Origin of the sequence: Aestuariicoccus sp. MJ-SS9 (assembly GCF_032586235.1) — a bacterium.
Lineage (GTDB): Bacteria > Pseudomonadota > Alphaproteobacteria > Rhodobacterales > Rhodobacteraceae > Aestuariicoccus.
On the sequence record NZ_JAWHTD010000003.1, the window covers coordinates 15,028 to 28,269 of the forward strand.

At 65.4% G+C, this 13,242-nt stretch carries 14 protein-coding genes and 1 tRNA gene; 3 read left to right on the forward strand and 12 right to left on the reverse strand.

Annotation, left to right across the window (positions count from 1 at the left end; genetic code table 11):
• Positions 1 to 5: 5 nt before the first annotated feature.
• The gene (locus tag RXV88_RS03055) at positions 6 to 1,808 is read right to left on the reverse strand and encodes a class I poly(R)-hydroxyalkanoic acid synthase (RefSeq protein WP_316290628.1); all 1,803 of its coding nucleotides are present in this window, start codon (positions 1,806 to 1,808) and stop codon (positions 6 to 8) included.
• A gap of 104 nt (positions 1,809 to 1,912) precedes the next feature.
• On the opposite strand from RXV88_RS03055, the gene phaZ reads away from it, so the two are divergent.
• Positions 1,913 to 3,196 (forward strand): polyhydroxyalkanoate depolymerase, encoded by a 1,284-nt coding sequence (gene phaZ, locus RXV88_RS03060; RefSeq protein ID WP_316290629.1) that lies wholly within the window; start codon positions 1,913 to 1,915, stop codon positions 3,194 to 3,196.
• A gap of 35 nt (positions 3,197 to 3,231) precedes the next feature.
• On the opposite strand, the gene RXV88_RS03065 is transcribed toward phaZ, so the two are convergent.
• The 3 genes from RXV88_RS03065 to RXV88_RS03075 form a co-directional block, all read right to left on the reverse strand.
• Entirely contained in the window at positions 3,232 to 4,200 is a 969-nt protein-coding gene (locus RXV88_RS03065; protein ID WP_316290630.1) for a Gfo/Idh/MocA family oxidoreductase, read from the reverse strand.
• A 122-nt stretch (positions 4,201 to 4,322) separates the two neighbouring features.
• On the reverse strand, positions 4,323 to 5,219 hold the full coding sequence (gene rpoH / locus RXV88_RS03070; RefSeq protein WP_316290631.1) for an RNA polymerase sigma factor RpoH: 897 nt from the start codon (positions 5,217 to 5,219) through the stop codon (positions 4,323 to 4,325).
• 182 nt (positions 5,220 to 5,401) lie between these two features.
• Positions 5,402 to 6,430: an RluA family pseudouridine synthase gene (locus RXV88_RS03075; protein ID WP_316290632.1), complete on the reverse strand. Its 1,029-nt coding sequence runs from the start codon at positions 6,428 to 6,430 to the stop codon at positions 5,402 to 5,404.
• Between RXV88_RS03075 and RXV88_RS03080 the strand changes: the two genes are divergently transcribed.
• On the forward strand, positions 6,429 to 6,728 hold the full coding sequence (locus tag RXV88_RS03080) for a DUF6476 family protein (protein ID WP_316290633.1): 300 nt from the start codon (positions 6,429 to 6,431) through the stop codon (positions 6,726 to 6,728). The two genes, RXV88_RS03075 and RXV88_RS03080, sit on opposite strands and share 2 nt — an antisense overlap.
• A gap of 32 nt (positions 6,729 to 6,760) precedes the next feature.
• Here RXV88_RS03080 and RXV88_RS03085 read toward each other — a convergent pair.
• Both RXV88_RS03085 and RXV88_RS03090 read right to left on the reverse strand, forming a co-directional pair.
• A tRNA-His gene (locus RXV88_RS03085) sits at positions 6,761 to 6,837 on the reverse strand.
• A 56-nt stretch (positions 6,838 to 6,893) separates the two neighbouring features.
• Positions 6,894 to 7,373, reverse strand: a complete 480-nt coding sequence (locus RXV88_RS03090) for a GNAT family N-acetyltransferase (RefSeq protein ID WP_316290634.1) — start codon at positions 7,371 to 7,373, stop codon at positions 6,894 to 6,896.
• 114 nt (positions 7,374 to 7,487) lie between these two features.
• Between RXV88_RS03090 and RXV88_RS03095 the strand changes: the two genes are divergently transcribed.
• Complete coding sequence (locus tag RXV88_RS03095; protein ID WP_316290635.1) at positions 7,488 to 7,682, forward strand: DUF6324 family protein; 195 nt, start codon at positions 7,488 to 7,490, stop codon at positions 7,680 to 7,682.
• A gap of 234 nt (positions 7,683 to 7,916) precedes the next feature.
• On the opposite strand, the gene RXV88_RS03100 is transcribed toward RXV88_RS03095, so the two are convergent.
• From RXV88_RS03100 to RXV88_RS03125, 6 genes are all read right to left on the reverse strand, one after another.
• A complete protein-coding gene (locus RXV88_RS03100; protein ID WP_316290636.1) occupies positions 7,917 to 8,357 on the reverse strand; it encodes an MmcB family DNA repair protein in 441 nt (146 codons plus the stop codon).
• A 269-nt stretch (positions 8,358 to 8,626) separates the two neighbouring features.
• Positions 8,627 to 8,860 (reverse strand): hypothetical protein, encoded by a 234-nt coding sequence (locus RXV88_RS03105; RefSeq protein WP_316290637.1) that lies wholly within the window; start codon positions 8,858 to 8,860, stop codon positions 8,627 to 8,629.
• Positions 8,861 to 8,995: 135 nt separating this feature from the next.
• Complete coding sequence (locus RXV88_RS03110) at positions 8,996 to 10,774, reverse strand: SLC13 family permease (RefSeq protein WP_316290638.1); 1,779 nt, start codon at positions 10,772 to 10,774, stop codon at positions 8,996 to 8,998.
• 13 nt (positions 10,775 to 10,787) lie between these two features.
• The gene (locus RXV88_RS03115) at positions 10,788 to 11,717 is read right to left on the reverse strand and encodes a DMT family transporter (RefSeq protein WP_316290639.1); all 930 of its coding nucleotides are present in this window, start codon (positions 11,715 to 11,717) and stop codon (positions 10,788 to 10,790) included.
• On the reverse strand, positions 11,714 to 12,526 hold the full coding sequence (locus RXV88_RS03120; RefSeq protein WP_316290640.1) for a TIGR00282 family metallophosphoesterase: 813 nt from the start codon (positions 12,524 to 12,526) through the stop codon (positions 11,714 to 11,716). Before RXV88_RS03120 ends, RXV88_RS03115 begins: the two co-directional genes overlap by 4 nt.
• A gap of 112 nt (positions 12,527 to 12,638) precedes the next feature.
• Complete coding sequence (locus RXV88_RS03125) at positions 12,639 to 13,196, reverse strand: 5-formyltetrahydrofolate cyclo-ligase (protein ID WP_316290641.1); 558 nt, start codon at positions 13,194 to 13,196, stop codon at positions 12,639 to 12,641.
• Between the last annotated feature and the right edge of the window lie 46 nt (positions 13,197 to 13,242).

Consider the following 13,242-nt stretch of genomic DNA (forward strand, 5'->3'; position numbering starts at 1 on the left):
TTAACTCACTGATTTTGCTTGGCCGCCTTGACCCGCACATAGGTGCCGGGGGCCGGTGCGAGGGGGGGATGGGCCGAATCTCCGGGCTCGCGGGCGTCGACTTTCTTGCCGGAACGCTTTTTGATCCAGGCTTCCCAGGTGGGCCACCACGAGCCTTCGGTATAGCTGGCCCCGGCCTGCCAGTCGTCGGGGGCGAGCGACAGATCGTCGTTCAGGTAGTGGCCGTATTTCTTCTTGCTGGGCGGGTTCACAATGCCGGCGATGTGGCCGGATTCCGACAGCACGAAGGTCTTGTTCTTGGACCCCATCATCTGAACGCCGCGATAACAATCCTTCCAGGCCGCGATGTGGTCGGTCTCGGCGGCGATCGACATCAGCGGCACGTCCACATCCGACAGCTTGAGCGTCTCGCCAAAGAACTCGATCCCCTCTTCGGCGAACCTGTTGGACTGGCAGAGGTCGCGCAGATACTGAATGGCCATCCTGGCAGGCAGGTTCGCCCCGTCCCCGTTCCAGTATAGCAGATCGAACGCGGGCGGCGTTTCGCCCATCATGTAGCTCTTGATGGCAGGCCCGTAGATCAGGTCGTTGGACCGCAGGAACGAAAACGTCCGCGCCATCAGGAAGCTGGGCAGCATGTGCTTTTCGTTCACCTCTTCCTCGATCCCGTCGATGAAATCGTCCTGAAGGAAGGGAGTGAATTCGCCCTGATCGCTGAAATCGGTCAGAGTGGTAAAGAAGGTGGCGGATTTGATCGACTTGTCGCCGCGCGCCTTCAGCAGCGCCAGCGTCAGCGACAGCGTCGTGCCCGCGATGCAATAGCCGATGGCGTTGACCTTATCGACCTTGCAGATCGACTTCACCTCGTCGAGCGCGGTCAGGTAGCCCTCTTCGATATATTCCTCGAGCCCGACGTCGCGATACGCCTCGTCCGGGTTGATCCAACTGACCACGAAGAGCGTGTAGCCCTGATCCAGCACCCAGCGGATGAAGCTGTTTTCCGGTTTCAGATCGAGGATGTAGAACTTGTTGATCCACGGCGGGAACAGGATGATCGGTGTCTCGTGCACCTTTTCGGTCGTGGGGTGATACTGGATCAGCTCCATCATCCGGTTGCGATAGACGACCTCGCCCGGCGCGGTGGCGATGTTCTCGCCGATCTCGAAGGCCTTGTCGTCGGCCAGCCGCACGACCAGCTCGCCGTTGTTGGCCTCCAGATCGGCGACGAGGTTCTCCATCCCCTTGACCAGGCTCTCGCCGTCGGTCTCGACGGCCTTCATCAGCGCGTCGGGGTTGGTGGCCAGAAAGTTCGTCGGCGCGAACATGTCGACGACCTGATGGGCAAAGTACCGCAGGCGGCGCTTTTCCTTCTCGTCCAGGTCCTCGATCTTGTTGACCGCTTCCTTGATCGCCTCGGAGCTGATCAGATACTGCTGCTTGACGAAGTTGAAATACGGATGCTCGTCCCACAGCGGGTTCTGAAAGCGCCGGTCCTTGGGGCCGGTATCCTCGGGCGGCTGCAGCTTGCCCTTGGCAAGCGCCTGCTGCGCCTCGACGAAATGCGTGACGGACTTGCCCCAGTACTCGATCTGATGCTCGAGAATTTTGGCAGGATTCTGCATCATCTCGGCCCAGTAGGCCTGCGCGGCCTTCGCATAAAGCGTGTGGTCGGGGCCGTGCAGCGCCGGGTTGGTCGTCTTTTTCTGCGTCAAGGCCTGCACCAGACGCTGCGACAGCTCTTCGACGCGTGCCAGATTTGCCTCCAGCCGGGCCTGGTTTTCAGTTTCGGCGACGTCGTTTGTTGTCATCTCTCTCGTTCCACCCTATTCTCGCTGCTGTGCAGAATAACGTCGCTCCGGTCGGGGGGCAAAGCGACGAATTGGCCCGGTTTGCCCGGGGAAAGGAGTACGCTATGCGTTATATGGCGACATACGACCTGATGGAAACGATGCGGAACACCAACCAATGGCTGGGGGCGACCGCGCGTACGATGGCCTCTTACCCGGCCTGGTCGATGATTCCCAACCCGGCCTTCCAGTGGATGGCGGCCTGGGGCGAGGTCACGGAACGCACGTTCAAACGCATGGTGGTCAAGCCCGACTGGGGCATCCGCACCTTCACCTGCGAAGACGGCAAGGACCATCTGGTCGATATCCAGACCGTTGTCGAAAAGCCTTTCGGCGATCTTATCCATTTCAACGTCTCCGGCCGTGAAGAGCAGCCACGCAAGATCCTGCTGGTCGCACCGATGTCGGGGCATTACGCGACGCTGCTGCGTTCGACAGTAAAGTCGCTGCTGGTGAATTGCGAGGTCTACGTTACCGACTGGCACAATGCGCGCGATATTCCGGTCAGCGCAGGCAAGTTCGATATCGAGGATTACACGCTCTACCTGATGGATTTCATGCGCCATCTGGGGCCCGACACCAACGTGGTCGCGGTGTGTCAGCCCGCGCCGCTGACGCTGGCCGCGACGGCCTATCTGGCCGAGCTCGACCCGGATGCGCAGCCGCGCACCCTGACGCTGATCGGTGGCCCGATCGACCCCGACGCCACGCCGACCGACGTGACCGACTTTGGCCGGCGCGTGACCATGGGCCAGCTCGAGGAAACGATGATTCAACGGGTCGGATTCAAGTATCCGGGCGTGGGGCGGATGGTCTATCCGGGGATGCTGCAGCTGGCCTCGTTCGTGTCGATGAACGCCGAACGCCATTCCAAGGCCTTCAACGACCAGATCGTCAGCGTCAGCCGGGGCGAGGCGTCGGACCACGACGCGCACAACCGGTTCTATGACGAATATCTGGCGGTCATGGACATGCCGGCCGAATTCTACCTTTCGACGGTCGACCGCATCTTCAAGCGGCGCGAGATCGCCAAGAACGAATTCGTCGTCGCCGGGCACAAGGTCGACATGGGCAAGATCACCCGCGTCGCCGTGAAATCGGTCGAAGGGGCCGACGACGACATCTCGGCCCCCGGGCAATGCGTCGCGGCGCTGGGTCTCTGCACCGGTCTGCCAGACGAGATGAAGGCGAGCCACGTTGAACCCGGCGCCGGGCATTACGGCATCTTCGCCGGCAAGAGCTGGCGCAACAACATCCGCCCGCTGGTGCTCGATTTCATCGACGCCAATGCGCCCGGCCCCAAGCCCGCGGCGGCCAAGCCGAAACCGGCCAACACCAACGCGGCCTGACTTGTGACGCGCGCCCGACCGGGCGCGCGCCGCGATCAACCGGCGGCGTCGAGCACCATGTCGATCATGACCTGCGTGCCGCGCACGAACTCCAGCGGACAGGGATACTCGGCCCCCCCGCGCACCGAGGCGTTGAAGGCCTCGACCTGCCGCACATAGTGGTTGTCGCGCGGAAAGCGCCAGATGCGGATGCCGTCCTGCGCGTGGCGCAGAACGATCTCGGCCTGATCGTAGACCTGCGCGTTGAACGGCGTGGTCAAGCGCAGCACACCCTCGGTACCGTGAAAGGTCACCTCCTGGAACGGGGCCATGCGCATCGACACCATGCCGGTATAGTGAAATGACGGGAATCGCGCGGTCACATGCGCGCGGGTGTCGACGCCATTTTCCCAGTCGATGTCGTGGCTGAGGATCGTCTTCGGCTCTTCTCCGGTCACGAAACGCGCGCCGCCAAAGATATAGACCCCGATGTCGCGCAGGCCCCCGCCGCCGGTACCGGCCTGGTTGCGGATGTTGTCGGGGTCCTGGTTCATATAGCTGAAATCCGCATCGACGCGCACCAACCGGCCGATCGCCCCGCCCTGCACCAGCTCGCGCGCCTGCTGCCATTGCGGGTGATGCACGATCATGTAGGCCTCGGCCAACAGAACACCGGTCCGGTCGCGGGTGAGGATCAGTTCGTCGATTTCCGCGGCGCGCATCGCGATCGGCTTTTCGCAGAGCACATGCTTGCCCGCCTCGGCGGCTTTGGTGGCCCATTCCACATGCAAATGGTTGGGCAGCGGGATGTAGACCGCGTCGATCCCGGGATCGGCCAGCATCGCCTCATAACTGTCATGCACCCGGCAATCGGGCGCAAAATCCTGGAACCCGGCGGCCTTTTCCGTGCTTGAGGTCGCCAGCGCCGCCAGCCGCCCGCCCCGCGCCGCATGAATGGCCGGCCCCATATGTTCGCGCGCGAATTTGGCCGCGCCCAGAATGCCCCAGTTCACCGGTTGTGTCATGACGTCGCCTCTCCTGCCTTTTGGCCCTGCGGGCGACCCTAGGCCAGCCGTCCCCGGGACACAAAAGGAAACGGGGCCCGCCGCCGGGCCCCGTTCGTGGGATGTGCCAGTGCGCCGAGGGATCAGGCGCCGTTCAGCATCCCCTGTTCCTTGGCCAGCTCGCGCATCCGCTTTTGCAGCTTTTCAAAGGCGCGCACCTCGATCTGGCGGATGCGTTCGCGGCTGACGTCGTACTGGCCAGACAGTTCCTCGAGCGTTACCGCCTGTTCGGCCAGACGGCGCTGGGTCAGGATGTCCTTTTCGCGGTCGTTGAGCACGTCCATCGCCTGGGTCAGCAGCGCGCGGCGCGCCTCCAGCTCGTCGCGTTCGGCATAATCGCCGGCCTGGTCGGCATCTTCGTCCTCCAGCCAGTCCTGCCATTGCATCGTGCCCTCGCCTTCGGACCCGACGGTGGCGTTCAGCGACGCGTCCCCGCCCGACAGGCGGCGATTCATGCTGATGACTTCCTTTTCGGTCACACCCAGATCGGTGGCGATCTTCTCGACATGCTCGGGGCGCAGATCGCCCTCTTCCAGCGCGCCGATACGCGACTTGGCCTTGCGCAGGTTGAAGAACAGCTTCTTCTGCGCCGAGGTGGTGCCCAGCTTCACCAGCGACCACGACCGCAGGATATATTCCTGGATCGAGGCGCGGATCCACCACATCGCATAGGTCGCGAGGCGAAAGCCCTTTTCGGGATCGAAGCGCTTGACCGCCTGCATCAGGCCGACGTTGGCCTCGGAAATCACCTCGGCCTGCGGCAGGCCGTAGCCGCGATAGCCCATGGCGATCTTGGCCGCGAGCCGCAGATGCGAGGTCACCATCTTGTGCGCCGCCTCGGTGTCCTGCTCTTCGACCCAGCGCTTGGCCAGCATGTATTCTTCTTCCGGCTCCAGCAGCGGGAACTTGCGGATTTCCTGCAAATAACGGCTCAGTCCCGCCTCGGGAGACGGTGCCGGAAGATTTGCGTAGTTGCTCATGTCCCAATCCCTTCGGTGTCAGGGCCCTTCGATGTTACAGGGCTTAACATTCAGATAGTGACGCCCCGCGGAGCTTTCAAGCATTGCGGTGTCTAACCGTTACAGAAAAGTTAACGCAAACAGCGGCGGATTTCAGGCCTGTGTCAGCGCGCTCACGCGCATGTGCTGTGTATGTCAGCGCCTTACCCGCGCAACGCCGCCAGAAGCTGGGCCATATCCTCAGGCAAGGGGGCGGTGAAATGCATCGGCGCGCCGGTGACGGGATGGTCGAACCCCAGTTCGGCGGCGTGAAGCGCCTGCCGGTCGAAGGCCGCGAGCCGCTCCATCGCCTCGGCGCTCAGCGCCTTGGCCGCCGGTTTGCGCCGCCCGCCATAGACCGGATCGCCGACCAGCCCGTGCCCGGCATGGGCCATGTGCACCCGGATCTGATGCGTGCGCCCGGTCTCCAGCCGGCATTCCATCAGCGCCAGCGTCGGCGGCGAACCGAAGGTCTCGACCAGCCGCGCGCGGGTGATCGCGTGCCGCCCCTGCCCGTCGAAATAAACCGCCTGCCGCTGGCGGTCGGTCTTGTGCCGCGCCAGGCCCGAAGTGATGCAGATCACATTGCCGGGCTCGATGCTGACCCCGCGCACGCCGCGCAGGCGCGGATCGGCCGGGTCGGGCACGCCATGGACCAGCGCCAGATACGACCGGATGACGCTGTGCCGCTCGAACTGCGCCGCGAGCCCGTGATGTGCGCGGTCAGACTTGGCCACCACCAAAAGCCCGCTGGTGTCCTTGTCGATCCGGTGCACGATGCCGGGCCGCTTGGCCCCGCCGACCCCCGACAGCGCCCCGCCGAAATGGTGCAGCAGCGCGTTGACCAGCGTCCCCGAAGGCGTGCCGGGCGCCGGATGCACCACCATGCCGGCGGGCTTGTCGACGACCACCAGATCGGCATCCTCGTAGAGGATGTCGAGCGCGATATCCTCGGGCCCGATGTGGCTTTCGGCGGCGTCCTCGACGGTGATCTCGATCTCGTCCCCCTCGGCCACGCTGACCTTGGGGTTGTCCAGCACCTCGCCGCCACGGCGAACCGCGCCTTCTGCGATCAGCCGGGCAAGCCGGGTGCGCGACAGCGCCGCCGCCTCTGGCACATCGCGGGCCAAGGCTTTATCAAGACGCGATGGCGGATGAGCGCCGATCACGACGCGCCAGAGGGTCGAGGACATGGATGAAAACTCCGAAGGCCCTGAGCCGGCCAATCTGCGATTCCTGCGGTTGCTGGTGACGGTCCTGACCGCCACGATGATTGCGGGGGTTCTAGGCATCCTCGCGCTGATTGTCATCCGCTATCAGACAACCCGCACACCCCTGCCGCCTGTGATCACCCTGCCCGACGGCACCGAGGCGCTGGCCTATACCCAGGCGGCGGAATGGTACGCGGTGGTCACGGCGGATGATCGGATCCTGATCTTCGACCGCGCCACCGGACGTCTGCGCCAGACTCTGCAAATCGATTTGGAATAGACGCGCGCGGCGGAATTCGACATTCGGGAAGATGGTACCGCCTCCCCGGCTCGAACGGGGGACCTCTAGATCCACAATCTAGCGCTCTAACCTACTGAGCTAAGGCGGCACGCCCGGGCGGGATAGCGCCGCCGCGTCTCGATTGCAAGCCCTTTGGCGCAAAGCTCAGAGCTCGGTTTCCCAGGCCTGTTCCACAAGGTCGACCCCGAAACTGCGCACCGGTTTGGACGACACGCAGCGCCAGCCCGACGCGGCATAGAGCGCGCAGGCCGCCTTGTGGCTTTCATGGGTCCAAAGCGCCATGCGCCTGTATCCCCGCGCTTTCGCCCAGCTCATGCACTCCGACAAAAGCCGCTTGCCCAGCCCCTTGCCGCGCGCCTCGGGCACCAGGAAGAAGAGCCGCAGCTTCGCGGTTTCGGCGTCCTGCCGCACGCAGAAGATGCTGCCAAGCCGCGCGCCGTTTTCCCAGGCGATCCAGCCCCGCTCACAGGCGGGATCGCGGTTTTCCTCGAAATCCGCCAGAATCTCGGCCACCAACACGCCAAAGCTCTGGTCGAACCCTTCGGCTTGCGCATAGGCGCTGCCGTGCTGATCGGCCAACCAGGCGGCGTCCCCGGGGCCCAGGTCTTTCAATTCAACGCTCATAACGCGATTCAAGCACCGAACGCGGGCGCCCGCAAGCGGCCCCACGCTTGCAAAAGCCGCATCCGGCGGCTAGGCCACGGTCATCCCGACGCATCCCAGGTTTGCGAGGACCCAATGGGCATCAACACCGAAAGCGACATCGAAGCCAATCTTCAGATCGGCCCCACGGACCAGGGCATGGTGCGCCTCTTCATCGCCGCGGGCGAGATCGAGGTGCCGATGGATTTCTCGCCCGAGGAGGCCGAGGAAATCGCGGAAGAGATCCGCGCCGCCGCCGACGCCGCCCGCAAAGTCAAACCGCGCCGCTGAGGCGAGGTGGCCGCGTCATTCCGATCAGACGAATTGGCCTGCCCCTCCCAAAATGTCCCTCGCCGTGGACACGCGAGCATAGCCTTTGACGAGGGTCGCGGAACAAGGCCGAAGGCCGCCGCGACCCGCGCCTGCCCGTCCCCACGGGCTGGCGCGGGTCGGGCTTGTGCCAAGTGTTGGGCGGGTGTCTTCGCCGTAGCGCAGCGCAAGGACCCCGAGCTCGAAATCCGCACCTCAAACAGTTGCGAAATCCGGATCGCGCAGCCCGTGTAGACGCCTTGCCGCATGCGCCGCGAACCGCCGGATCAGCGCGTTGCGGCGCGCACCGGCCAGTTTGTCTTCCGGGGCCATGCGCAGGATTTCCGCGTCATAGGCATCGGCGATGATCAGCCCCGTGCCCTCGGGCAGCAGGTCGGTCGGAAACTCCTGATCCACCGCCCAGAAATACCTGTCGCACCAGTCGAGATAGCCTTGCCACTTGGCATCCCCCATGAAATCCGCGCGGCTGGATTTGCATTCCACGACCCAGATTTCACCCTTTTGCCCCAGCGCCATGACGTCCACGCGCTTGCCACGTTCGGGCACGAATTCCTCGATCACCGAAAAGCCGAGGCTGGCCAGATGGCGGCACACGCCGCGGGCCAGAAGCTGGCCGGGTTGGAGGTTGTCTCGCATGGCCGCAATTATGAACGAAAAGTGAACAAAAACAAGACTGCCGGAAAGTCGGAAATCGCTGCAAACGCCCCTTGCCGAAGCCCCTGCACCGTATTACCTCTGGCTCAGGCGGGTTCTGCCCTTCTCGTGACATGGTTGCATTCCGGTGGCCTTAAGCAATTCCGAGGGAGCTGGCTCTGTCCGGGCCCTGGTCCGGTTACCTGGCGCCCACCTGTATATACAGGTCCTCGGGAATGAGATAACCCCACGGTTGGTGTGGTTCCCGCCGCTTATTCGCTGTCGTCCTCGGCCATGCCGAGGATGGTTATGGCGAATTGAACAGCGCCGAAGAGGGCGCCGTGAAACACCCACAGCATCGCCGCCGCCACCCAGCCTAAGGGGCTGGTTTGCACCAGATGGCCCAGATGCGCCACGTCGAGATAGAGCAAGCCCGCGACGAAAAACGCCGCGATGCCGAAGCCCGACAGGCATTGGCGAATGTAGAGGCGAACCAGCTGAGGCATGGCGAAAGACCTTTGCGCGATGTTCGGAAACGTAGCCCCCTGCCGATCCGCTTCAACCCGGTGTCCGTCCTGCGCGCCGCGCGCGGAATTTTACAAAAATTCCGGACCGTTTTCCGTCACGGAAAACGGCGCCCCTCACAATGGCCAGAACACCGGGATCAGAACGGAAGCGAGCAGCCCGACGCTGAGATTCAGCGGCACGCCCACTTTCAGGAAGTCGGAAAACCGGTATCCCCCCGGGCCGTAGACCAGAGTGTTCGTCTGATAGCCGATGGGCGTTGCAAAGCTGCAGGACGCCGCGACCATCACCGCCACCACCAGCGGCCGCGGATCGAGCCCCAGCGCCTGCGCCAATCCGATCGCGATGGGCGTCACCACCACGGCCACGGCGTTGTTGCTGACCGTCTCGGTCAGCACGCTGGTCAGCAGGTAGACCGCCCAGATCAGCAGCGGCGCCGGCAGCACCGCCATGTAGGGCGCGATGGCCTCGACGATCAGCGCCACCGCGCCCGACGCCTCCAGCGCCGCGCCGATGGCGAGCATGGCAAAGATCAGCGCCAGAAGCTGGCCTTCGACAAAGGAAAACGCCTCGTCCGAATCGATGCAGCCCGTCAGCAGCACCACCGCGACCGCGATCACCGCCAGCGCCAGGATCGGCGCGACCCCCAGCGCCGCCAGCACCACGATCCCCGCCAGCGCCGCCAGCGCCACCGGGGCGTGACTGCGGCGGAAGGCCCGCGCGGTGGGATGGGCCACGTCCACGAGCTCCATATCCGCCGCAAGGCGCTGGATGTCGTCCGGCGCGCCCTCCAGCAGCAGCGTGTCGCCCACGCGCACCACCAGGTCATCGAGCTGCCGCCCGATGTTCTGGTTACGCCGGTGCACCGCCAGCGGATAGACGCCGTAGCGCCGCCGCAGCCGCAGCGCGCCCAGGCTGCGGCCGACCATCTTGCAACCCGGCGAAATCAGCACCTCGACCGTACTGGTTTCCTTGGCCGACACCTGATCCACCCGCTTGAGTTCCTTGTTGCGCTGCAGGCTCAGCAATTCGGTGATCTGGCTGCGCAGCACCACACGGTCGCCCACCTCCAGCGTGACGCCCTTGAGATTGCGCCGCAGCGATTCGTCGCCGCGGATCACGTCGATCAGCCGCACGCCGTCGCGCTTGAAGAGCTGCACGCCCAGCACCTCGCGCCCGATCAGGTTGGATTCCGGCGGGATGATCGCCTCGGTGAAGAACTTCATCCGCGACCGGTCCGACAGCATCCCCGCCATGCTGGTGCGCTCGGGCAGCAGCATCGGCCCCGCCACGACCAGATAGAGCATCCCCCAGACCACCAGGATCGCCGCCAGCGGCGTGACCTCGAAGATGGTGAAGGGCTCCAGCCCCTGCGCCCGCGACACGCCGTCGACCAGCAGGTTCGTCGAGGTGCCGATCAGCGTCGTGGTGCCGCCGAGGATGGCCGCATAGCTGAGCGGTATCAGCAGCCGCGACGGGGCCACGCCGAGGGTCTTTGCGATCTGCACGAAGATCGGCAGCATAACCACGACAACGGGCGTGTTGTTCATGAAGGCCGAGGCCACGATCACCACCACCATGATCACCGCCATCGCGGTCTTGGGGCTGCGCCCGACCGCGGCCTGGGCGTAGCTGGTGAAGGCGTCGAGCGCGCCTGTGCGCACCAATGCCCCCATCACGACGAACATCGCCGCGATGGTCCAGGGCGCCGGATTCGACAGAACATTCAGCGCCGCCTCATAGGGAAGCACGCCGGTCAGCAAGAGCACGGCCACGCCGCCGATGGCCACCACTTCGGTCGGGTAGACCTCCCGCACGAACAGCGCGAACATCAGCGCGACGACCGTCAGTGCGATGGCCGCCTGCGCGGTCTGGCTCAACTCGAAAACGCCCATTGTGTCGCTGCTTTCAGTTGTTTCCGGCGGTATTCTGACCTGTCGCCGCCACGGGTACAAGCAGACCGCGCGGGCGCGGCTGCACCAGGGTCAGCCCGGCCAGCATCACCGCCATGGCCGCCCAGATCCAGCCGCTGTAGGCCTCGTTCAGGAACAGCATCGCCCAGCACACGCCGAAGAGCGTGACCAGATAGCTGACCTGCACCGCAAAGACCGCGCCCGCCGCCCCTACCAGCGCCACGTAGCCGGAATAGGCGCCGGCATGCAGCAGCGCGCTGGCCACGACGGCGCGATCGGGCGCCCCCCAGGGACCGCGCGGGTCGATGAACTGGCCGCTGCCCAGCGCCAGCGGCAGCACGATCAGCGTGCCCAGCGCGCTGGCCCCCGCCAGCACCTGCACCGGGTCGAGCCCGCAAGTCCCCCAGCGCGAGACGTAATTGCCCTCGACCGCGTAGAAGGCCGAGGCGATCAGCGCCACCGGGATCCAGCGCGCCTGCGCGGGGTCGGGCAGGCTCGTGTCCGGCAGGATCAGCAGGGCCACGCCGACGAGCCCCAGGGTGATCCCCACAAACCGCCGCCACCGCAGCCGCTCCAGCCCCAGCACCAGCGCGACCGGAAAGGCGAGCATGGGCACCGTGCTCAACAGGATCGACAGCACCCCCGCGGGCAGATGGATCGCCGCCGTGTAAGAGGCGATGCCGGGCAGCACCGACCCGATCAGCGCGATCACGAGGTAGAGGGACAGCGTGTCGCGCCGCAGCGGCAGCCCCTTGCCGCGCAAGAACGTCAGCGCCCCCAGCACCGCCGCGCCGATCAGCATCTGCCAGAAGAGGATACCGAAATGACGGTAGCCTTCGCTGACCGCGATCTTGGCCAGAGGCTGGGTGGCCCCCCAGGCCGCACCGATCGCCGCAAGCGCCGCGAAGGGCAGCGCAGCCTTCATGGCCCGGCCTGCTCCAGCCGACCGCCCTGCCGCACCATGTGGATCGCCGTCGCGCGCCCGGTGCGGTCGTCTGTGTCGACGATCACACCCGACAGCGTCGCCTCGCCCATGGCGGGCTGGAACCGGCTCTTGCTCATCCCGGTGATGAAACGGCGCATGGGTTCGGCTTTCTCCATGCCGATGACAGAGTTGTAATCGCCGCACATACCGGCATCGCTGAGATAGCCGGTGCCCGCGGGCAGAACCTGCGCATCGGCGGTGGGCACATGGGTGTGCGTGCCGACCACCAGGCTGGCTTTGCCGTCGCAGAAATGGCCCATGGCCATCTTCTCGCTGGTGGCCTCGCAATGCATGTCCACCACGATGGCCTGCGCCTGACCGCCCAGCGGATGGGTGCGCAGCACCGTGTCGATGGCCGAGAACGGATCGTCGAAGGGGCGCTTCATGAAGACCTGGCCCAGCGCCTGCGTGACCAGCACCCTGCGCCCGCGACCGTCCTTGAAGAGCCCCGCCCCCCGGCCCGGCGCCTGCTTGGCGAAGTTGAGCGGGCGCAGGATGCGCGGCTCGGTGTCGATGAATTGCAGCATGTCGCGCTGGTCGAAGGCGTGATCGCCCAGCGTGATCACATCCGCGCCCGCCTCGAGCAGCAGCCGCGCGTGGGCGGCGCCGAGCCCCGCCCCGTTCGATGCGTTCTCGCCGTTGACGATGGTGAAATCCACCCGCCAGTCGGACTTGAGCCGCGGCAGGGTGCCGGTGATCGCCTGCCGTCCGGCACGGCCCATGACATCGCCAAGAAAGAGTATCCTCATGGGTCGAGGGGTAGTGCCCTTCGGTCCGAAAGCAAAGAGGGATTTTGACCGGGAATGGGGGCGCTGCCCCCGGCCTGCGGCCTCCCCCGGAGTATTTTTGCCAAGAAGAAGATCAGGGGGTCAGGATAGCCTGCTCGGTCACGATCAGGTCCAGCGGCTGGTCGGTGGGTTCCAGCGGCAGGGATGCGGCCTCTTGCGCGGCATAGGCAAAGCCGATGGCCAGCGTGGCGCGGCGCGCCCGCAGCCGTGCCAGCGTGCGATCGTAGAACCCGCCGCCATAGCCAAGACGGCCCCCCGTACGGGTGAAAGCCACCAGCGGCACGATGAGGATCTCGGGCTCGAAGATATCGTCTACGGCGGGGATCCGCGCGCCGAAGGGGCCATCGGTCATCGCGCAGCCCGGGGTCCAGCGCGAGAAGTCCAGCGGCAGGCCCGCGCCGCGGATCACCGGCACGCCGACCGGGCCGTGGGCGGCGGCCTCTTCCATCGCGGCAAGCGGGCTGATTTCGGTTCGGATGGGCATGTAGCCTGCCAGGGGCACACCGCGGTAGCCCGCCAGAACCTCCGAGAGATACCCCGCCACGTTGCCCGCATCCGCCGCATGCGCCACCTTGCGCCGGGCAAAGGCGGCCTTGCGCGCGGTGGCCTTCTCCGCCTCGAGCGCGGTCACCTCCGCGCCCCCGCGAGGACAGGCCGCAAGGGCTGGACGAGCGGCC